At 43.2% G+C, this 21,014-nt stretch carries 17 protein-coding genes and 1 pseudogene; 14 read left to right on the top strand and 4 right to left on the bottom strand.

All coding sequences use genetic code 11. The features are described 5' to 3' along the window. Positions 1–171: 171 nt before the first annotated feature. The 7 genes from AZE41_RS17395 (at position 172) to AZE41_RS17365 (ending at position 9,618) form a co-directional block, all read left to right on the top strand. On the top strand, positions 172–1,164 hold the full coding sequence (locus tag AZE41_RS17395) for a lipoate--protein ligase (RefSeq protein WP_067212088.1): 993 nt from the start codon (positions 172–174) through the stop codon (positions 1,162–1,164). Between the two features lie 479 nt (positions 1,165–1,643). Beyond that, positions 1,644–2,348 (top strand): response regulator transcription factor, encoded by a 705-nt coding sequence (locus AZE41_RS17390; RefSeq protein ID WP_067212085.1) that lies wholly within the window; start codon positions 1,644–1,646, stop codon positions 2,346–2,348. Then, positions 2,345–3,397 (top strand): sensor histidine kinase, encoded by a 1,053-nt coding sequence (locus AZE41_RS17385; RefSeq protein ID WP_067212083.1) that lies wholly within the window; start codon positions 2,345–2,347, stop codon positions 3,395–3,397. Before AZE41_RS17390 ends, AZE41_RS17385 begins: the two co-directional genes overlap by 4 nt. Before the next feature lie 10 nt (positions 3,398–3,407). Further along, positions 3,408–4,130, top strand: coding sequence for an ABC transporter ATP-binding protein (locus tag AZE41_RS17380; protein ID WP_231885847.1), 723 nt, complete (start codon positions 3,408–3,410; stop codon positions 4,128–4,130). After that, entirely contained in the window at positions 4,102–6,036 is a 1,935-nt protein-coding gene (locus AZE41_RS17375; RefSeq protein WP_067212078.1) for an FtsX-like permease family protein, read from the top strand. Before AZE41_RS17380 ends, AZE41_RS17375 begins: the two co-directional genes overlap by 29 nt. Positions 6,037–6,829: 793 nt before the next feature. After that, positions 6,830–8,383, top strand: coding sequence for a fatty acid--CoA ligase family protein (locus AZE41_RS17370; protein WP_067212073.1), 1,554 nt, complete (start codon positions 6,830–6,832; stop codon positions 8,381–8,383). A gap of 791 nt (positions 8,384–9,174) precedes the next feature. Continuing rightward, on the top strand, positions 9,175–9,618 hold the full coding sequence (locus AZE41_RS17365) for a hypothetical protein (protein ID WP_067212070.1): 444 nt from the start codon (positions 9,175–9,177) through the stop codon (positions 9,616–9,618). Between the two features lie 45 nt (positions 9,619–9,663). Here AZE41_RS17365 and AZE41_RS23730 read toward each other — a convergent pair. Next, positions 9,664–9,798: pseudogene (locus AZE41_RS23730) on the bottom strand (hypothetical protein); the annotation flags it as partial. A gap of 225 nt (positions 9,799–10,023) precedes the next feature. Next, on the bottom strand, positions 10,024–10,230 hold the full coding sequence (locus AZE41_RS17360; RefSeq protein ID WP_067212067.1) for a hypothetical protein: 207 nt from the start codon (positions 10,228–10,230) through the stop codon (positions 10,024–10,026). Between the two features lie 985 nt (positions 10,231–11,215). Between AZE41_RS17360 and AZE41_RS17350 the strand changes: the two genes are divergently transcribed. Then, entirely contained in the window at positions 11,216–12,295 is a 1,080-nt protein-coding gene (locus AZE41_RS17350; RefSeq protein WP_067214041.1) for a CotH kinase family protein, read from the top strand. 584 nt (positions 12,296–12,879) lie between these two features. On the opposite strand, the gene AZE41_RS23420 is transcribed toward AZE41_RS17350, so the two are convergent. Together AZE41_RS23420 and AZE41_RS23415 are read right to left on the bottom strand one after the other, a co-directional pair. Beyond that, positions 12,880–13,257 (bottom strand): LysR substrate-binding domain-containing protein, encoded by a 378-nt coding sequence (locus tag AZE41_RS23420; protein ID WP_250636785.1) that lies wholly within the window; start codon positions 13,255–13,257, stop codon positions 12,880–12,882. 26 nt (positions 13,258–13,283) lie between these two features. After that, positions 13,284–13,760, bottom strand: a complete 477-nt coding sequence (locus tag AZE41_RS23415; RefSeq protein WP_250636784.1) for a LysR family transcriptional regulator — start codon at positions 13,758–13,760, stop codon at positions 13,284–13,286. Between the two features lie 107 nt (positions 13,761–13,867). Between AZE41_RS23415 and AZE41_RS17340 the strand changes: the two genes are divergently transcribed. The 6 genes from AZE41_RS17340 to AZE41_RS17315 all read left to right on the top strand — a co-directional run bounded on the left by AZE41_RS17340 (position 13,868) and on the right by AZE41_RS17315 (position 20,999). After that, the gene (locus AZE41_RS17340; protein ID WP_067212063.1) at positions 13,868–14,983 is read left to right on the top strand and encodes a citrate synthase/methylcitrate synthase; all 1,116 of its coding nucleotides are present in this window, start codon (positions 13,868–13,870) and stop codon (positions 14,981–14,983) included. 602 nt (positions 14,984–15,585) lie between these two features. Then, positions 15,586–17,562, top strand: a complete 1,977-nt coding sequence (locus AZE41_RS17335; protein WP_067212060.1) for a S9 family peptidase — start codon at positions 15,586–15,588, stop codon at positions 17,560–17,562. 19 nt (positions 17,563–17,581) lie between these two features. Further along, entirely contained in the window at positions 17,582–18,124 is a 543-nt protein-coding gene (locus tag AZE41_RS17330; protein WP_082786673.1) for a GNAT family N-acetyltransferase, read from the top strand. 11 nt (positions 18,125–18,135) lie between these two features. Continuing rightward, positions 18,136–18,663 carry an SF0329 family protein gene (locus AZE41_RS17325; protein WP_067212057.1) on the top strand — a complete coding sequence of 176 codons (528 nt, stop codon included), beginning with the start codon at positions 18,136–18,138 and terminating at the stop codon, positions 18,661–18,663. A 579-nt stretch (positions 18,664–19,242) separates the two neighbouring features. After that, a complete protein-coding gene (locus AZE41_RS17320) occupies positions 19,243–19,974 on the top strand; it encodes an ABC transporter ATP-binding protein (RefSeq protein ID WP_067212055.1) in 732 nt (243 codons plus the stop codon). Beyond that, positions 19,971–20,999: an ABC transporter permease gene (locus tag AZE41_RS17315; RefSeq protein ID WP_067212052.1), complete on the top strand. Its 1,029-nt coding sequence runs from the start codon at positions 19,971–19,973 to the stop codon at positions 20,997–20,999. The genes AZE41_RS17320 and AZE41_RS17315 overlap by 4 nt, the downstream gene beginning before the upstream one ends. Positions 21,000–21,014: the final 15 nt, after the last annotated feature.

The raw sequence follows: 21,014 nt of genomic DNA, 5'->3' as shown, positions 1-21,014 counted from the left end.
TTCTCCCTTTCCTAATTTGTACTACAACTAAATCTGTTATTAGTAGTGTATTATAACAGTGTACTAGATGTCAACACATTTCACGATTTATTCTGAAAATTGTAGAAGGGGGTCTTCTCTTCTTAAAGATGATAAAATGGGTGAGAAGCTATTAATGAGGAGCGATAAACTATGTATTTCATTGATAATAAAGGAATTACAGATCCGCATATCAACTTGGCGATAGAGGAATACGTCCTCAAGAATATGGATATCGACAAAGATTCGTTTTTGCTGTTCTATATTAACGAACCTTCTATCATCATCGGTAAAAATCAGAACACGATTGAAGAGATTGATACAGAATATGTGGAAGCAAATGGTATTCATGTTGTTAGACGATTGTCCGGCGGGGGAGCAGTCTACCACGATTTAGGCAACTTGAATTACAGTTTCCTAACAAAAGACGATGGCGAATCGTTCCGCAACTTCAAAAAGGTGACAGAGCCTGTCGTTCAGGCGTTGGCAGAAATGGGTGTCAAAGCAGAGTTACTCGGCCGCAATGACATTCTTGTTGAGGGTCGTAAAGTTTCAGGGAACGCACAGTTTTCAACGAATGGTCGTATGTTTAGCCACGGAACACTGATGTTCGATACCGAAATAGAACGTGTTGTTTCAGCATTAAAAGTACGTAAAGATAAAATTGAATCAAAAGGGATTAAATCAATCCGTAGTCGTGTCGCGAATATTTCCGAATTCCTGAATGACTCAATGACAATTGAACAGTTCCGTATGGAAATACTGAAATCGATTTTTGGTGGAGAAGAAAAAATTCAGTATCTAGAGTTGACGGATGAAGATTGGACGAATATCCATAAACTTTCTGCGGAGCGTTATGCAAACTGGGATTGGAATTACGGCAAATCACCGAAGTTCAATATGCAGCATTCACACAGATTCCCAGTAGGCGGCATCGACGTCCGTATCCAAGTGAAAAAAGGAATCATGGAAGACGTCAACATTTTCGGCGACTTTTTCGGTGTCGGAGAAGTGACAGTTATCGAGGAAAGCTTGAAAGGTATCCAGTATGAGAGACAGGCAATTAGCGAAGCGCTCGCACCAATTGACATTCCGACATATCTAGGCGGCATTACGAAAGAAGAGTTCCTTCAATTGATTTATTGATGAAACTAGAAGCCTGACGATATGTCGGGCTTTTTCTTTTTGGATTAAGTCTTCAAAGTGGAAGGATTGATCATATAGCTAGGCAAAGCGATCATATAAGTAGCCAAGCGATCATATAGCTTGTCCACCCGATCAAATCAGCCGCCTAGCGATCATATAGCTTGTCCACCCGATCAAATCAGCCGCCAAGCGATCATATAGCTTGTCCGCCCGATCATATAAGCAGGCAAGCAATCATATAGCTTGTCCGCTCAATCATATAAGCAGGCAACCGATCATATAGCTTGTGTCGAACCGATCAAATCAGCCGCCAACCGGTCAAAAGCCTGTCTAACCAATCAAAAGCCTACCCAACCAATCATATAACCCACCCAACCAATCATAACCCCCACAAAAAACAACAACATTCCCAAAAACCTTCCAACCGCCGGGCCTGTTTTTACGCTATAATAAAGGGAAGTGTGAAAGGGGACTGACCTATGGAAAACCATCGTATATTCATAGTTGAAGATGATAAGAAAATCGCACAACTGTTAGCAGACACGCTCCGGAAATACCAATACGACGTTGCAATCGTCGAAGATTTTGACCAAGTTACTAAGGAAAGCCTCGCGTTTGATCCACATCTCATTTTGCTTGATATCAATCTGCCTTCTTATGACGGCTATTATTGGTGCCGTCAGCTTCGTCAACATACGACGTGTCCTATCTTATTTATTTCTGCACGTTCAGGTGACATGGACCAAGTATTTGCGCTAGAAAATGGTGGAGATGATTTCATCACGAAACCATTCCATTATGAAATCGTCCTTGCTAAGATAAGAAGCCATTTACGTAGAACATTTGGCGAATACGCACCTAACCAATCAGAACGGACCGTGAAAATTGGTGCACTTCATTTATATATCGAACGGATGGAACTGCATATTCGTGAAAATAGTGTACCCCTTCAGAAAAAAGAATGCGTCATCCTTGAGTTGCTGATGGATGCAGCGCCGAAAGTTGTGTCGCGGGAAAAACTGCTTGAAGAACTCTGGGATGATCAGTCATTTGTTGATGAAAATACATTAAACGTTAATATGACCAGAGTACGTAAGAAACTGGCTGATTATGCTATTAAATCTTCAATCGAAACCGTGCGTGGCGCGGGATATCGCTTCTTATTAGCGCCGGAAGAATCATGAAAAAACTAAGCCTTTTTCTAAGAGAACATCTATCTTTCCTCGCTTTTCAACTAATTCTTATATTGTTCATTATGTTGCTGTATTGGTTGGATGGTTTCCGCAATTTCAACACGGCTATCTATTCAATCAGTATGAGTATGTTGTTGACCAGCGGCTATTTATTAGGGAAGTTTATTATGAGGCGTTCATTTTACGACGCGATTACGCGCAAGCCAGAAAAGATGGAAGATGCACTGATCCGATTTGCACAAGCGCCAGAGCATCGGCAAACGACTGAATTTACACGTGAATTGTACCGACTGTATCAAAACGAAGTGCAACGCTTGTATGCAGCTCAACATCGCCAACTCCACTTCATGAATCAGTGGGTCCATCAGATGAAAACACCGATTTCTGTTATGGGACTTTTACTGCAGGAAAAAGATGATCTCGACCGTGACAGTATCACTGAAGAGGTTGACAAAATACGGCGTGGGCTCGATTCGGTACTTGTCAATGCACGGCTCGAAACGTTTGAACAAGATATGCAGATCGAGCGCATTGATTTGAAAAAACTAGTACAAGAAATCGTGACGGAACATAAGCGGCTGTTCATCACCAATGGCGTATTCCCAGTTATTTCAATCGATGACAACTTCGTTGTTGCCACGGATGTGAAGTGGATGAAAATCGTCATCGGGCAGTTCATTACGAATGCGGTGAAATATACGTTCGACGAGGGAAAGAAAGTCCATTTAATAGCGTCTTGTACAGGGAATGGACTGAAATTGCAAATTCGAGATGAAGGGATTGGTATCCCATCTTCGGATTTGAAGCGAGTTACCAAGGCTTTCTTCACTGGTGAAAATGGTCGACTAACTGGCGAATCAACAGGAATGGGACTTTATATTGCATCAGAAGTATGCAATCGGTTAGGTCATCCACTGTCAATTGAATCTGAAAAAGGAATCGGGACAACGGTGACAGTACTATTTGAAAATGGAGAGGCAGGTGAGACGGGTGAATCGGAACACAATCGTGGAACTGACGGAAGTGACGAAAATTTATGAAGGAAAAGTGATGCACCGAGCGTTGAACCGTCTTGATTTTGAAGTGGAGGAAGGCGAGTTCGTCGCGGTCATGGGCCCTTCCGGAAGCGGAAAAACAACTTTGCTGAACTTGATTTCGACGATTACTTTACCGACATATGGACGCCTGATGATAAATGGAATCGAGCCAGAAGCGCTCAAACAAAACGACCTAGCATTATTCAGACGGCGCAATCTCGGCTTCGTTTTTCAAGATATTAATCTGCTTCAAATGCTGACAGTAGAAGAGAATCTCGTTTTACCGCTGACCCTTGATGGCTTATCAGTTCCTGAAATGGAAAGACGTATTGCAGAAACTGCAGCACGTCTTGATTTGATAGATATTCTAAAACGTAGGCCCGACGAATTATCGGGGGGACAAGCGCAACGAACGGCGATTGGGCGGGCACTTATTCATAAACCCAAAATCATTCTTGCTGATGAACCAACTGGTAATCTCGATTCGAAGTCCGCGAAAGATGTGCTCGAATTGCTAAGCCATATTAATAAAAGTGAAAAAACAACTGTCGTTATGGTGACGCATGATCCGATTGCCGCCAGTTATTGTGACCGTGTGCTATTCATCAAGGACGGCGAATTTTTCAATGAAATCTATAAAGATGAAAGACGTCAAACATTTTTCCAACGTATTTTGAACGTCTTGTCTCTTCTCGGGGGGGATGTCCATGACCTTTCGTCAATTCGCTTACCGTAATGTTATTCGAAATAGACGTGTTTACACTGCATTTTTCATGGCAAGCGTTTTCTCCGTTATGGTGTTTTTCCTTTATTCCATGTTGTTGTTTCATCCATCCATAGAAAATCGGTTTGTTCAAGAAATTGCCATAATGGGTATGGGAATCGCAGAAATTATATTGTATATTTTCACTGTTTTTTTCCTGTTTTATTCGATGCGGGCATTTCTTCAGGCGAGGTCGAAGGAATTCGGCATTTTGCTGCATTTAGGGATGGCGAAGCGACAATTGAACCGCCTTATATTCATTGAGACAATGATTATAGGAACGGCATCTATTGTTGCAGGGACTATTCTTGGATTTATGTTTTCAAAATTCTTTTTTATGATTATACGGGAAATCGTTCTGTTGCCAACTTTGCCCCTCTATTTATCATGGGAACCATTTGCACTGACAATTGGTGCTTTCATGAGTCTGTTTATAATCATTTCGTATGTGGCTCCGGTGTTCATTCGGACCGGTGAGGTGGCCGATCTCATACAAGGAGATGCAGGAAGTCGAGGGGCGTACGGCTATTCAAAAGCACGTGGCTATCTGGGATTACTGATTCTTGCATTGTCCTATATCCTGGCTGCATCGACAACGAATTCCGTCGTAACCGGCCTGATCTTTTTCTTGCCACCGCTTGCAACAATAGGGACCTTTTACTTTTTCACGGATTCCTTACCTTTGCTCCTTCATAAGCTTCGCAATCGAAAAAGATTGTATTGGCATCATTTTTGGTTGCTGTCAATATCTGAAGGTGTCGTGCGGCTGCGTGAAAATGCGCGCATGTTTTTCATCGTGACAATCGTATCGACTGTAGCGTTCATGTCAGTTGGCATACTTGCATCGCTTACTTCTTTTGCTTCCCAGTACCATGAAATGCATCCGTTAGGTCTTGTTTACAAAAGTGAATCTAACAATGAACTTGAAAGGAAGCATATTACACAGCTCGTCGACGAACTGAAAGCAGAGCAGATCGATTATTCACTTGTTCGGTTCCAGGTGTTGGAACAGACTTCGACGTTCACCAAGAACCCCGTTGCGATACTGAAGCTATCCAATGTGAATATACTTGCTCAGTCGTTTGGTTATCAAATTATTGACATGGAAAAAGGCGAAGCCGTTTTCCTACCTCCTTCCGCTTCATCGTATGACCAGCTGAAGGATCGAACTGTGACAACGCTACTCAAAGAAAGTGATGTCCACGTTAAGATAGATGGGGCGTATCCTTATCATTTATTTTCTTCGTACTCGATTGCAATGAATGCGATCGTATTGAATGATGCGGATTATGAATTGGTACTCGAAAAGGGATTAACACAGGGGGATAAGTCATTTTCCTACTATGCATTCCATGTTCCTGATTGGCAAAAAACACAGGAAATTGGCTTGTCCATCGATGCCAAGGTTTCGGAATCATTTCTTGCGGGGGGATCCGATGATTTACTATATTCATTTGAAAATCCGGGCTTGAATTATTCGGTCATTCGCACGACATTTTCACTGTTATTGTTCATCGGCTTACTTTTGGCGGCCGTATTTTTCCTAGCGGCAGGAAGTTTCATCTACTTCAGACTGTATACATCGCTCGAAAGTGATCGTAAACAGTTCGATGTTTTACGACGTATGGGAATCACGGATCGCGAGTTCAAGAAAATTGTCAATCGGCAATTAATCCCGCAGTTTTTCTTCCCATGGGGAGTTGCATTTGTTCATAGTTCATTTGCATTTCTGTCTTTACAAGTAATTTGGGATGCACTGGCGGAAATTTCAATTGTAAAAGAACTAGTTCTCGTACTTGTCGGATTTACGCTAATGCAAATCTTTTATTTCTATTTAATCCGCTGGCGCTATCTTGCGCATATTAAAGCATCGGCGTGACAAGTCTGCATGATGCAAATCATACAACGGAGAGGGCTGAACTACATCCCTCTTTATTGGCGTATCCGCTTTTCGATTGTCTGGCTCCAGCGCCTAAGGGTCCGGAGGCTCACAGGATGTGAGTTACGCAACCATTGCCGCAGGACGCGGCGAACTTAGGTTGCGATCCCTAAGAGTCAGCCCAGCTATTCGGCAAAAAACGCCGTATAGCCGGTCCGCCTTATGCCTGTCGCATCTGAGCAGCGCATTCCGCTTTTCGTGTCTAGCTCCAGCGGCCAGATGCTCGGGTCACAAGTCATTTTGCTGTGGGGGCTGAGGTACGCCTCCACGCAGACTGTCTTATGCCTGTCGCGGGCCTGCATCATGCAGGTCATGCAGCGGAGAGGGATTGAACTGCATCCCTCTTTATTGCCACAGGAAGTGGCGAACTTAGGCTGCACTCCCTTATTCGGCCGCCTTCCGCTTTTCGACTGTCTAGCTCCAGCGGCCAGATGCTCGGGTCACAAGTCATTTTGCTGTAGGGGCTGAGGTACGCCTCCTCGCAAACTGTCTTGTGCCTGTCGCATTTAAACGGCCACTTGCGCTTTTCGTGTCTAGCTCCAGGCGCCAAATGCTCGGGTCATAAGTCAGCCCAGCTATTCGGCAAAAAACGCCGCATAGCCGGTCCGCCTTATGCCTGTCGCATCTGAGCGGCACCTTCCGCTTTTCTCGTCTTGATTTATCAGAACTTTTCTTATATAATGATTATAGTGGGAATGAATGATCATTCATTTAATCAAAAGGGGATGAACTTATGAATCTAGTTACGCGAGTACACGAAACTGCAATGACACAGCCTGAAAAAGCGGCTTATCACTTTATGGGGAAAGATACATCATATGCAGAATTCGATCAATCGGTATCCATGTTCGCATCTGCACTGCAAGACCTTGGCGTTGGCAAAGGGGATCACGTCGCATTTCTGCTAGGTAATACACCTCATTTCCTTATATCGCTTTACGCGACAATGCGAATTGGTGCAACAGCAATTCCGGTCAATCCAATTTACACGCCAGACGAAATTTCGTATATCATACATAACAGTGATGCGAAAGCAGTTATCGCGCTTGACCTTCTGCTGCCACTTGTTGAACAGGCTGCGGGCGCATTCCCAACTGTTGAGCATTATGTAATTTGCGAAACGGTTCCGGAAACACCAGAGAAAATCGCCGCACTTCCGGCTGCAGTGAAGTCGAAAGTCCGTTCATTCACACAACTCATTACTACAGGAAGACCTAATCAGGAACCCGTTGTTGTTGATGAAAATGAAACCGCTATCATTCTGTATACATCAGGTACGACGGGACAGCCAAAAGGCGCGATGCTGACACATGGTAACCTGTATTCAAACGCGCGTGATGTGGCGGATTACTTGGATTTCACGGAAGATGACCGTGTTGTAGCGACGCTGCCGGTATTCCATGTCTTCGCGCTTACAGTCGTTGTCAATGCACCACTAGTAAAAGGTGCAACGATTTTATTGCTACCGCGCTTTAGTCCAGCAGAAGTATTTAAAGTCGTGAAAGAACAGCAGGCGACTATTTTCGCGGCTGTGCCAACAATGTACAATTTCTTATACCAGTTCCCAGACGCTGATCCGAGCGATTTCAAATCTGTTCGAACTACAATTTCTGGGGGATCATCATTACCGGTCGCATTGCTGCATAATTTCGAAGAGAAATTCAATGTAAGGGTTTCTGAAGGATACGGCTTGTCTGAAGCATCACCCGTTACATGCTTTAATCCGACTGACCGCGAGCGTATTCCAGGTTCAATCGGGACGAATATCATCAATGTCGAAAACAAAGTCGTTGATGAATTGGGCAATGAAGTACCAGATGGGGAAGTCGGCGAATTAATCGTACGCGGACCGAACGTCATGAAAGGCTATTACAAAATGCCTGAAGAAACGGAGTCCGCTATCCGCAATGGCTGGTTGTACACGGGGGATATGGCGAAACGCGACGAAAATGGCTATTTCTACATTGTCGATCGTAAAAAGGATCTTGTTATCGTCGGAGGCTATAACGTTTATCCACGTGAAGTTGAAGAAGTATTATTCGCTCACCGTGACATCATTGAAGCGGCGGTCATTGGCTTACCTGATCCCGATTTCGGTGAAGAGGTCCATGCATTTGTTGTCTTAAAAGAGGGTGTCAAAGAGGACAAAGAAGCATTGATCGCATACTGTGCGGCTCGTTTGGCGAAATATAAGGTACCAAAACAAATCGAGTTTTTAGATGAACTGCCGAAAAACACGACTGGTAAAATATTGAGACGGTCATTGAAAGACCAAGTGAAAATCTAACTAGATAGACCTCTCCGGGTTGTTGACGGGGAGGTCTTTTAGTGGAGAGTAAGGTTTAAAATAAAAAAGGGCTAGTCCCAGCAAGCCGCTCAATTGCGACTTACGGGGTAGCCCATAATCCATTTAAAATCCGAAGTTACACCCGCAAGAACGGTGCTTGCGGTGGCAATGTTGATGATTAGAATTCCTACACTGGTCACAACCAGTATCAGGTCTCCAAACACGACTTACTCCGGTATGTCTGAATGTGATTGTACACGTATTTTGCGGTCTGTTTTCTGAACAGCATTGCGAATGACTGTGCTGTGGTTTGTGCGAACGACACCCACATCTGCAATCGTTACCATGTTTACCGACATTTTGGTTATTATTCATTGGAAAAGAAGACATACCCTTACCTCCTTTCATCTTTATTAAGAGAAAGAAAGTGGATAACTATTCTTTATATAAGAATCATATCACTGTTATATATACGAAAAATAAAGAACTACATTGAATTCGCTACGGCTACCCCTCCCCCTCCCCCTTGTAAGGCAACTTCGCTCAGTTTATATAGATATTCACATATACAGTAACTAATCTTTCCCTCACCTTAAATTATGTGGCTGTCCCACAAATGACAGGGACAAACGTTTATAGTGTAAAAATAAATAACGTTGGAATGTAGACGATAACGAAAATCCCTCTCAATAGAAAGGGGTTTTCGTTACACTTCATTTAGTTGCAAGAATTGCTATGAATGCAAGTGCTAAGGTGATTAATTAGTAGCCGCCACAGCAAGGACGCCGCTTTTGGCAAGTCTGCTGTTTTTTACAACAAGGACGTCGCTTTTCGCAAGTCTGCTGTTTTTTGCAGCAAGGACGTTGCTTTTCGCAAGTTTGCCGTTTTTTACAGCAAGTGCGTCGTTTTTCGCAAGTCTGCTGTTTTTTACAGCAAGTGCGTCGTTTTACGCAAGTACGTTTCTTGTCGCAAGTATTGTGTTTCTTCGAGCTAGAACGTTTCTTGTCGCAAGAGCGTCGCTTGTTGCTTGGAAGTATTGGACCAAAGACTGTACGTTTCTTGTCGCAAGTATTATGTTTTTTCCAACAAGAACGGCGCTTACTGCTTGTGCAATGTCTGCTGCTAGTGCGGCGCTTACTGCTTGTGCAATGTCTGCTGCTAGTGCGGCGCTTACTGCTTGTGCAATGTCTGCTGCTAGTGCGGCGTTTACTGCTTGTGCAATGTCTGCTGCTTGAACAACGTTTACTGCTTGTGCAATGTTTGTTACTTGACGGCTCTTGGAACATAAAGTTGTCTAACCCCAAGCTTACCACCTTATTAATCGCTTTTTGAATGTCATCGTTACTTAAAAATTGAGACACGTTAAACCTCCTTTTTTTTTGTAGATAAAGAATGAAGACTTGCTCATATTCCATTTACGGATTGCCTCAAATCCTTACTCTCCACTTAATGTACGTTTACGTACACTAAGTGTCCGAGACAAACGCACACACTTCGAGAAATAATTAGAAGTGGGCGGGAAGTGAGTCAATTCTTAAAAGATAAGAAAGAAAACCTTTTAAACTTAGATGAGCTTCATAAGTCAAACCAGATAAGTGGAAAAATTCATAGTTTCACTGGAACCATGCCCTGCACTATATTTAGTACTTGTTATTTCTCCTTCTATTTGGTCGCTTGCCGGAATCATGTTGATCCTTGTTAGAAATTGTTTGATTTTGAGAAGTGTTTCTATATCTGTTAGCATTGTTCTGTTTATCACGAGGATCCTGAGACATTAAGTTATCTAACCCTAAGCGATCAGTTCTTTTCTTTACTTTTTGTATTTCATTATCAAAAAATAGCGACATGTCCGCCCTCCTTTTTCGCTTATTGGGAGAAAGTACCACGCAATCCTTCCTCTCTCCTTAAAGTACGCGGTTGTACCAAGAGGGTTAGAGACAAATGCTTGCACTTGAAAAATAATTACTATTATGTTGAACAAATGAATACGGCTTATGCGCTTTACAAGGGCTTTTGGGAAGCCACTGAAAAAGTCCCAATACTTGGAATGAAATAGAAATCCTACGAATATCGCTTCGGCGCTTTGTGGATGCCTCCCGCGATAAGCCGGAAAGAAGACCCCTTGGGAGGGATTGAACTGCATCCCTCCTTAGTCTTATCGCTTCGGCTAACACGAAGTCGCGCCTTCGCTGGATGGTCTATTTGAGAAAGTGCATTTCGTTATCGGGGATGAAATCTGCAACCTGGAGTGCTATAAATCGATCGAATGTGATCAACGAATGTCCCGATGCATGAGGAATAAATTAGAACTCCTACGAATATCGCTTCGACGCTTTGTGGACGCCTCCCGCGATAAGCCAGAAAGAAGACCGCTTTCAGTCTTATCGCTCCGGCTACCACGAAGTCGCGCCTTCGCTAGATGGTCTATTTGAGAAAGCGCATTTCGTTATCGGGGATGAGATCTGCAACCTGGAGTGTGTCTTTCTTGACTATAATTAGCATCAAAAAGTAATCACATTATTATCTCGCCATATACATCTCAAAATCACAGTTCTCTCGATAATGAACACCCTAGCGCAGGCGCGGCAAAGGGGTAGCCGAAGCCGTAAGACTGGATGCGAAGCGCTAATCCAGGCTTGCGGTGAGTGGCATCCCCAAAGCGCCAAGTGTTCTACAATCCACATCCCGAATTACAACTCTTTCATTATCGAGAATCACAGCAGATTCAATGGGATTTTTTTAATTCAACATATATGGTTAGAGTAACATCGAGCATTTGAATACATACGTATAGTATAAAAGTGAAGGGATAGAATTCACGTGGATATTGGCATGGAAGTACCTGAGTATCAGCTTTTTATTCACCCTAGTTATGTAAGCGAGCTTCGGAAAGATGTTTGGATGGATGATCCAGTTTCCGCAAAGTTGACGATTAATAAAAAGAAATATGAGATTGATATTGTCTATCGTGGTTCCCATATTCGGGAGTTACGAAAGAAATCATATCAGCTCTCATTTTACAAACCGAGCATATATAGAAAGGCAAAAGAATTTCATTTGAATGCGGAATTTAAAGATCCATCATTGTTGAGAAATAAATTGTCTTTTGATTTTTTTAATGAGATCGGCTGCTTATCACCTAACTCTCGTTTCGTTTTTGTGAAACTGAACGGGAAAAACGAGGGGATATATTTAGAAATAGAATCAGTGGATGAATTTTTTCTGGCGAATCGGCAGCTACCAGAAGGACCGATCTATTATGCGGTCGATGGGGATGCAAACTTTTCATTAATGAGTAATCTTGATAAAGAAGTAAAGAAATCACTCACGTTAGGCTATGAAAAAAAGTGTGTCACTGAGCAAGGTGATAATCAGTTACAAGAAATGATAGTTAACATCAACACCGTTCCAAGAGAAGAATTTGAGCATGAAATCGTAAAGTATGTGAACGTAGATAAGTATCTACGCTGGCTCGCGGGGGTTATTTTTACCCAAAACTTCGATGGATTTGTTCATAACTATGCACTTTATCGTAATGGGGAGACGGGTTTGTTTGAAGTTATCCCATGGGATTACGATGCGACATGGGGAAGAGATGTCAATGGTGAAAGCATGCGAGAAGACTATTTGAGAATCGAAGGATTTAATACATTAACCGCAAGGATTCTTGATGTGAAAACTTTTCGGATGCAATACAAGAACCTATTAGAAGAGATATTAAACAGTAAGTTTAATGTGGAGTATATGAAACCTAAAATACAAGCAATGCATAATTTAATAAGACCCTATGTTCTAAAGGATCCTTATGAAAAAGACAATATGGCCGAATTTGATCAAGAACCGGATTTCATATTGGCCTATATTGAGGCTAGGGGAAACTATATAAGGAGCCAATTGGACACATTGGATTAGGCGGCAATACGAAAAACCCATTAAATAATGGGAAGCTCTTAGATGGCAATGCTGAACAAGTCGTGAAACGTTTTGGGGGAAGAGGCATCAAAATTCGTCGATTCAACTGTGATGGTGAAGAAAGTCCGTTGCGGCGATGAAGAGGTAATTAGTATGGTGTGCTGGGAATCAGAGAGGAATTAGAATCAGTGGAGTAAATTTGATAGCAACATAAAAACAGCGGTGTCTTTTCATATGAAAAGCTGCCGCTATTTTTGTGTGTAAATAATGGGTAGCGGTGATAACGGGGTTGATGCCGGTGATAATCGAAGCCATGGCGGTGATAACAGACCCGATGGCGGTGATAAATGAACCCAAGGCGGTGATAACGATTCGTTAGATATACGATACAATAAAGTTGGTTATGAATTGGCATACTGCGTGGAGGAAATGGGGTGAATTGTTCCTCATCATTTTTTGCTTGTACACGTGAAAGTTTTTAGGAAGATTAAAAAACCTATATTAAATCTTCACCGAGGATATAACGCCAAATGACCGGCTATATAATTAACCCCTTTCCAACGCGGAGAGGGGTTAATTATTCATTATCTAAAATAATAATTAGAAATCTGATTGATAAATTCCTCTTCAAGCTCTCCTTTCTTTTTCACCAGTATATATGTTGAAACGGTAGGTAATTCGAATAGGTCAAAATGTGGCTGCATAAGTCTACCTTCAATCAGTTCACGCCGGACGATGGAATGAGGGAGGAACGAGACGCCTAATCCTTCCTGGATGAACCGTTTTGCAATGTGCGCCTGTGTGACTTTCATCGTCCGTATGCCAGGAATGCGTTTATTGAGAGTGAAAAGTAAGTCATCCCAATAGACGGGGTGATGATGCGTAAATAAGTAGTTTTTCTGTAGTTCCTCAGAAACGTCAATAGGTGGGCCGCTTTCCTCATCGTATGGATCCGTTGGTATGATGAATAAAATAGGATCTTTGTAAATCAGGATTGATTCAATGTTTTGAACGTAGCATCGAGTGCTGAAATACCAAGATGCACATCACCATTGTCGACAAGTTGCTCAATCATTTCCGATTCTTCGATGCGAATAGATAGTTCGACTTCGGGATGATGCTCCATGAATGTCCGTAATAAATAAGGTAAGATCGTTTCGGCCATTAACGGTGAAATTGCGATGGTCCAATTGCGGCGATAGCCTTGCGAAAACGCATGCATCCGACTCACACTCGCGTCCGCGTCTTTAGTAAGTCGAACAGCTTCAATATAAAAAAACTTCCCGGCATCGGACAAAGTGACGCGGTTGTTTAGTCTATCAAAAAGTTTGCTACCAAGTTGTTCCTCTAAAAGACGAATATGCACGGTTACGCTTGGTTGGGATAGCATCAATTTCTCGGAAGCTTTCCGAAAATTTAAGGTCTCAGCGGCGACAATAAATGTTTTGAGCCATTGAAAATCCATTAAGTGAACCTCCTTTTGATTAATAATACTAATTGATTTGATAAAAAACATTCAATTTCCGTAATTATACCTTCGCCTTATACTAAAGAAAAGAAGGAGGAATAATCATGTTTCAAAAAGGGTTGAAAGATGTTATTGCGGTACACACGAAAATCGCGTCGGTCGATGGAGAAAAAGGGGAATTGCGATATAGGGGTGTTTCTATAGGCGACCTCATAGCGACGCATTCATTTGAAGAAGTGGCTTATTTTATGTGGACTGGCGTATTGCCGGGAGAAAGTGAACTTTGTATATTGAATGAAAAACTGATTGCAGGAAGAGAACTCCCTCTACATGTTGTGAAGATTATTGATGCACTTCCTGCTGATATGCCACTGATGGATGCGATGCGAACGGCGATTTCCGCTTATGGACACTCTGCGTTTAAGGATGAAATAATCGAGGATCAGGCGCTTGTTTTGACAGCGGCACTTCCAGTGATTATTGCGCGCCATTATCGAAATCAACATGGACAATCAATCGTTGAAGCGAATCCGACTTTATCGCACACAGCGAATTATTTGTGGATGCTAACAGGCGTTATCCCAAATGACGTACAAGTCGAGGCGCTCGAAACGTATTTGAAATTAACGATGGAACACGGATTGAACGCGTCGACTTTTGCAGCACGAGTCACCATTTCTACTGAATCGGATTTAGCATCTGCAATCACGTCGGCAATCGGAACGATGAAAGGTCCGTTACATGGAGGCGCGCCATCGGGTGTCATCGATTTGTTGGAGGAGATGGAAACGTTAGGAAATATCCGTCCAGTCATTGAGGCTAAAATGAAACGCGGGGAACGCATCATGGGGTTCGGCCACCGAATTTATAAAACGGAAGATCCTCGGTCAGTTCTTTTGAGAGATAAATGCATCAGTATGTCGGGGGAAGATGACTGGTTGGACTTGGCGACAGCAGCTGAAAAAGAAATCATTTCATTGCTGGAAGAGTATAAGCCTGGCCGGAAATTATATACGAACGTCGAATATTATGCCGCAGCTATCATGCGTTCAATCGAAATGCCGCCGGGTCTGTTCACACCAACGTTTAGTGCAGCAAGAATCGTCGGCTGGACAGCGCATGCGATTGAACAGTTAAGTGACAACACCATCTTCCGACCACAATCGGTGTTTGTAGGCGAAATGGTAGTTTTGGATGAGAGGTTTCATGTGGAGAGATAATTGTGTCGTGACATTTTGGTGTTGCCCTCACAGTTTTGAAGTTAGCCGTGACAGTTTGACGACTTGACCTCACAGTTAGTCGACTTGCCATGACAGTTCCGCGTTGTCCTCACAGTTTTGCAGTTAGTCATAACAGTTTGCGGACTTGCCCTTACAGTTAGTCGGTTTGCCATGACAGTTCCGCGATGCCCTTACAGTTCTGAAGTTAGCCATGACAGTTTGCGGACTTGCCCTTACAGTTAGTCGACTTGCCATGACAGTTCCGGATGCCCTCACAGTTTTGAAGTTAGCCGTGACAGTTTGATGACTTGCCCTTACAGTTAGTCGACTTGTCATGACAGTTCCGTGTTGATCTCACAGTTTTGAAGTTAGCCGTGACAGTTAGACGATTTGTCCTTACAGTTAGTCGACTTGCCATGACAGTTCCGTGTTGCCCTCACAGTTTCGAAGTTAGCCGTGACAGTTTCACGACTAGCCCCCATAGCTCCACACCAGATCTCCTTCGCCACACGAGGAGATCATTTTTTTATGCCCATGAAAAAAGGGAAACTGTTACGAATGTCGAAATAAGTAGATAGAGAAGAAATAAGGGGGAATTAGCAATGGAAAAACGTAAACTGGAAGTAGCTGACCTATTTAAATTACAGTCTGTGACGGATCCGCAATTAGCGCCGAATGGCAAGGAAGCAGTATTTGTGAAAACGCATATTGATGAGGAAGACAATAAATATATAGCGAATTTATTTCACGTAGATCTGGAATCGAACGAAGTGACGCAGTGGACGCATGGCAAAGGGGCAATTTCATCACCTGAATGGTCTTCAGATGGGAAACAAATCGCCTTTTTATCGGACCGGGAAGAGAAGAACCAGTTGTTCATCCTACAGGCAAGAGGTGGGGAAGCACAGAAAGTAACCGCATTTGAAAAGGGCGTTTCGGGTTTCCTTTGGTCGCCATGCGGCAAGAAAATTTGGGTGGACGCAGTCGTGAAAGAAGGCAAGACGTTTACAGATAAAGAAGAAAAGGACGAAAAGAAAAAGCCGCAGCCGTACCGTGCCACGAAAATGAAATACCAAATGGACGGTGCAGGCTTGTTGCCACAAGACACGTACAAACAAATCGGCCTTGTCGACATCGAAACGGGAGAGGTAACGCAGTTCACTGAGGGAAATTTCCAGCATGGATTGCAAGCCATATCTCATGACGGCAAGAAATTAATTATCGGCGTCAATCGAAAGGATAATATGGATTTCGAATTCCGTCAACCGCTAGTTATTGTCGACGTTGAAACGAAAGAAGAAACGGTTCTTGTCGATGAAGAGGGCTATTTCGGTGGCGCCCAATTTTCATTTGATGACCGTTACATCGCATACGTTGGTTCAGACCGGACATTCGAAAATGCGACGCACAGCACTTTGTACGTCTATCACACGGAAGACGGTATGCGCATGAATTTGACGGAAAGCATCGACGCACCGGTTGGGGATGCAGCAGTTGCGGATCATCAGCAAGGGGCGGGGGCACCGTCAGCAGTTTGGACAAAGGATAACTATCTCTATTTCCAACTGTCGACAATGGGCGATATCCGTCTGTACTTTGCGTCACTCGAAGGCGAGTTATATCCCGCAACACCTGAAAATGAGCATGTATATGGCTATGATATTTCAGTCGACGGCGAGTTTGCGCTCGTTGCAGTCAGCAATGCCATTAATCCGGGAGAGCTATATAAACAGACAATCGCAACCGGCGAACGACAAGCCATCACTTCATTCAACGCAACGTATTTAGAGGAAGTTGAACTTGTTGAACCAGAAGCAATTGTCTATAAAGGGGCGACAAATTGGGACGTGCATGGTTGGTTAATGAAACCGGCGGGCTACGTTGAAGGGACTAATTATCCGCTAATCGTCGAAATTCACGGCGGTCCGCACGCAATGTATGCGAATACGTTTTTCCATGAGTTACAGCTATTGGCGGCGCAAGGATACGGGGTCCTCTACGTTAATCCACGCGGAAGCCATGGCTATAGCCAGGAATTCGTAGATGCAGTACGAGGAGATTACGGTGGCGGAGATTATGAAGATATTATGGCTGGCCTTGACTATGTTTGTAAAGAAAATAGCTGGATCGACACGAACCGACTTGGTGTAACAGGTGGGAGCTATGGCGGTTTCATGACGAACTGGATCGTTGGCCATTCTGATCGTTTCAAAGCAGCTGTCACGCAACGTTCGATTTCTAACTGGATCAGTTTCTTTGGCGTATCCGATATTGGTTACTACTTCAGCGATTGGCAAATCGGCGCTGACATGACCGACGTTGACAAGCTGTGGGAACATTCCCCGCTGAAATATGCGAAACGCGTTGAGACTCCGCTGTTAATTTTACACTCGGAAAAAGATTTCCGTTGCCCGATTGAACAAGCAGAGCAGCTATACATCACCTTAAAAAGCATGGGGAAAGAAACGGAATTTGTCCGCTTCCCAGATGCAAATCATAACTTATCGCGCACGGGTACACCGAACCTGCGCATTGCAAGGTTGGACGAGATAACAGGCTGGTTCGAGAAATATTTATAATTGATTCGGAGGAATATGATTGAGTTATACAAATGAGGGCGTAAGAATACGTCCAATCCAAGAACAAGATTTACATCGCATGTGGGAACTCAGTTTCAAAGATGAAAACCCTGAATGGAAACAATGGGATGCACCCTATTATGAATATCAGCCAATGACGTACGAAGCTTTTCTGGAAAGGCGCGATAAAATCGTTGCACAGGACGATTATTGGGGCATCGAAGTGGATGGCGAATTGATCGGCATGGTTAGTTATTACTGGGAACATAAGCCGTCCCTTTGGCTGGAGATGGGGATTGTCATTTATGAACCACAGTATTGGAGCGGCGGCTATGGAACGAAAGCGTTCACGATGTGGATTGATCATTTATTCAATGAAATGCCACTGGTTCGTGTCGGCTATACGACGTGGTCAGGTAATGAGCGTATGATTAAAGTCGGCGAAAAACTGGGCATGACGATGGAAGCGCGGTTGCGGAAAGTGCGTTATTGGAACGGGACTTACTATGATTCGATTCGGATGGGTATTCTCCGCGAAGAATGGGAATCCCGACTTTCATGAGGTGGTCGAAGTTGAAACAGATGGCGGAGGGTTTGCTGTGTGAGTCACTGAAAGGGCGGGTACATTATCAGGCAATCATTCATCGAAAAAGTCATGACCAGACAAGCAGTTTTCGTGTGACATTAGATGGAAAAGAGATTGGCTGGGCATCGGATATTCCATACGCAATGGAGTTGAATCGACGCAGTGACGAATTGCGAGAGCAACGGCAATTGAATCCGTTTCCTTGGCACCTCCATTGGCGGGAATTGGAACTGTCTGAAGACTACAAAGCCTATCATCGTGCGTATGAGGATACTGAAACGGAAATGATTGCTGACGAAGTTTTCCCGGCATGGGATGTGAAAGAACTATTATTCGATTACGTTCATATGCCATTTGAAGAAGCGATTGTTCATGAGCATCCGTTTGTCAGAGCGATTAGCTTATTCGATAGGCGGTTTGGAAAGAGAAGGCTCGCAGAAATCGACTCTGAAAAGGAAAGCGGATTGGTCAAGGCATTTTACGAAATTCGTATAGAAGCAGATTCAAAAGAATAACTAGATAAGTTGAAATAAAGAAATCCATTGAACCGCTGAGGCTACGCTTGTTAAGACGCCTTCGCTTAATCTATACACCGGATTCAATACTTCAATTTATACAGGTAGCCATTCCGGAAACTCGGAATGGCTGTTTGTATGTCAGGATTTAGCTAGGGATTTGGGTGTAATGTGAGGGACTTATGATCGTTTACTGGGTTATATGATTGGTTGGGGAAAGGATATGATCGTTTACTGGGTTATATGATTGGTTGGGGAGAGGTTATGATCGTTTACTGGGTTATATGTTTGGTCGGGGAGCGAGAGGGAATTATGATCGGTTACCGAGTTATATGATTGGTTGGGGAGGAGATATGATCGGTTACCGAGTTATATGATTGGTCGGGGAAGGGGATGATCGTTTATCGAGTTATATGATTGGTCGAGGAAGGATATGATCGTTAACCGAGTTATATGATCGGTCCCCAAGTCATACAATCATTCAACACAATAATGAGTGCTTACTCACTTTACAAACGCAAATCCCTCGCATACAATAAAAGTGAGTACTCACTCACTATCACGGAAGGGGTGTTAAGGATGGAACAACCAAAGACGTGTGTATCGATTCGTCACGTATCAAAAAGCTATAAGAAACACCATGTGTTAGAGGATATTAACTTAGATATTCTCGAAGGAGAAATTTTTGGTCTGCTCGGTCCATCTGGCGCAGGGAAAACAACTTTAGTTAAACAATTAACAGGCTTGGATACGCCAACTTCAGGGGAAAGTTATTTATTTCAAACGAAAATGCCTTCATTAAAATTAATTACCAGCATCGGTTATATGGCGCAATCGGATGCGCTGTATGAAGATCTTTCAGCAAAAGAAAACTTGCAATTTTTCTCGTCCTTATATGGCCTGAAAGGTGAAAAACAAACGCGTAGAATAACAGAAGTAATGGAGCTTGTTCAGCTTTCAGGCGATCTGAAAAAACTAGTATCCAACTTCTCTGGTGGCATGAAACGTCGGCTTTCATTAGCAATCGCATTACTTCATGAACCAAAAACCTTAATCCTCGATGAGCCGACTGTTGGCATTGATCCCGTTCTACGAAAAAGCATTTGGGAAGCCTTTTACAAATTAAAACAAAATGGAACGACAATCATTGTGACGACGCACGTAATGGATGAGGCTGACAAATGCGATCGACTTGGCTTGATTCGTGGTGGCAGTCTAATTGCAGTTGGAACGCCTGATGAATTGAAAGAAATGACGAATTCAACAACGATTGAGGAAGCTTTCCTTTTTTACGGAGGTGCAAAAAAATGAGAGTTTTCGCATTGACACAACGAATTTTACGGCAAATTGTACGTGACAAACGAACAATGGGATTGCTCATTGTTGCGCCTATCCTTGTACTAACGATGCTGCATCTCGTGTTCAACGGAGGAGATTACACACCAAAAATAGGCTTCCTTGATGTCCCTAAAACAGTTATGGAACAGATGGATTTAGACGGAGCAGATGTCACCACATACAGCGATGAAAAAAGCGCAAAAGCTGATTTAGCCGAGCAAACGATTGATGGCTACTTAACACTTAAAAACAACGAGCCGACCGTCGTTCTTGAGGGAAGCGACCCGAGTGTTGCTGGTGCCACGATGAAATGGCTTCAACAAGCAATGCCGACTGGACAGGAAAACGCTAATAATCCCCAGTTGGAAATTGACTACTTACACGGTTCTAGAGACATGGGGACGTTTGATTATTTTGGGCCCGTTCTTCTCGGATTTTTCGTCTTCTTCTTTGTCTTTTTGATTGCAGGTGTATCGTTTTTACGAGAACGGACAACGGGGACGCTCGAACGGTTACTTGCAAGTCCATTACGAAAATGGGAAATCGTAATGGGTTATGTATTTGGCTTCGGTATTTTCACGATGATTCAATCGACCATTATTGCTGCTTACGCGATTTATGTGCTCGGAATGATGATGGAAGGCGCATTCGGCTATGTATTACTGATTACTTTGCTGCTCGCTTTAACAGCGCTCACGCTCGGTATTTTACTATCTTCATTCGCCAAAAATGAACTCCAAATGATACAGTTCATCCCAATCATCGTTATCCCACAAATCTTCTTCTCTGGATTATTCAATTTGGATACCATCTCGAAGTGGCTGAGCTGGGTTGGCCCATTCACGCCTTTGTATTACGCGGCGGATGCATTACGCGATATAATGGTGAGAGGATATGGATGGGGCGCTATTTACATGGATATTTTAGCGTTAGCAGGATTCTCTTTACTGTTTATCATAGTAAACATCCTGGCCCTGCGAAAATACCGTAAAATCTAACAGAAATGATTGACG

This window comes from Sporosarcina psychrophila, assembly GCF_001590685.1.
In the GTDB taxonomy this organism is placed as follows: domain Bacteria; phylum Bacillota; class Bacilli; order Bacillales_A; family Planococcaceae; genus Sporosarcina; species Sporosarcina psychrophila.
This window is presented reverse-complemented; position numbering and strand designations above follow the sequence as displayed.

Excerpts from the sequence above, each read along its gene's own strand:
- AZE41_RS17385 (WP_067212083.1), top strand. The coding sequence starts at position 2,345 with ATGAAAAAACTAAGCCTTTTTCTAAGAGAACATCTATCTTTCCTCGCT.
- AZE41_RS17395 (WP_067212088.1), top strand. The coding sequence starts at position 172 with ATGTATTTCATTGATAATAAAGGAATTACAGATCCGCATATCAACTTG.
- AZE41_RS17375 (WP_067212078.1), top strand. The coding sequence starts at position 4,102 with ATGACCTTTCGTCAATTCGCTTACCGTAATGTTATTCGAAATAGACGT.
- AZE41_RS17340 (WP_067212063.1), top strand. The coding sequence starts at position 13,868 with ATGTTTCAAAAAGGGTTGAAAGATGTTATTGCGGTACACACGAAAATC.
- AZE41_RS17320 (WP_067212055.1), top strand. The coding sequence starts at position 19,243 with ATGGAACAACCAAAGACGTGTGTATCGATTCGTCACGTATCAAAAAGC.
- AZE41_RS17360 (WP_067212067.1), bottom strand. The coding sequence starts at position 10,230 with ATGTCGCTATTTTTTGATAATGAAATACAAAAAGTAAAGAAAAGAACT.
- AZE41_RS17390 (WP_067212085.1), top strand. The coding sequence starts at position 1,644 with ATGGAAAACCATCGTATATTCATAGTTGAAGATGATAAGAAAATCGCA.
- AZE41_RS23415 (WP_250636784.1), bottom strand. The coding sequence starts at position 13,760 with ATGGATTTTCAATGGCTCAAAACATTTATTGTCGCCGCTGAGACCTTA.
- AZE41_RS17350 (WP_067214041.1), top strand. The coding sequence starts at position 11,216 with ATGGAAGTACCTGAGTATCAGCTTTTTATTCACCCTAGTTATGTAAGC.
- AZE41_RS17380 (WP_231885847.1), top strand. The coding sequence starts at position 3,408 with ATGCACCGAGCGTTGAACCGTCTTGATTTTGAAGTGGAGGAAGGCGAG.
- AZE41_RS17370 (WP_067212073.1), top strand. The coding sequence starts at position 6,830 with ATGAATCTAGTTACGCGAGTACACGAAACTGCAATGACACAGCCTGAA.
- AZE41_RS17335 (WP_067212060.1), top strand. The coding sequence starts at position 15,586 with ATGGAAAAACGTAAACTGGAAGTAGCTGACCTATTTAAATTACAGTCT.
- AZE41_RS17315 (WP_067212052.1), top strand. The coding sequence starts at position 19,971 with ATGAGAGTTTTCGCATTGACACAACGAATTTTACGGCAAATTGTACGT.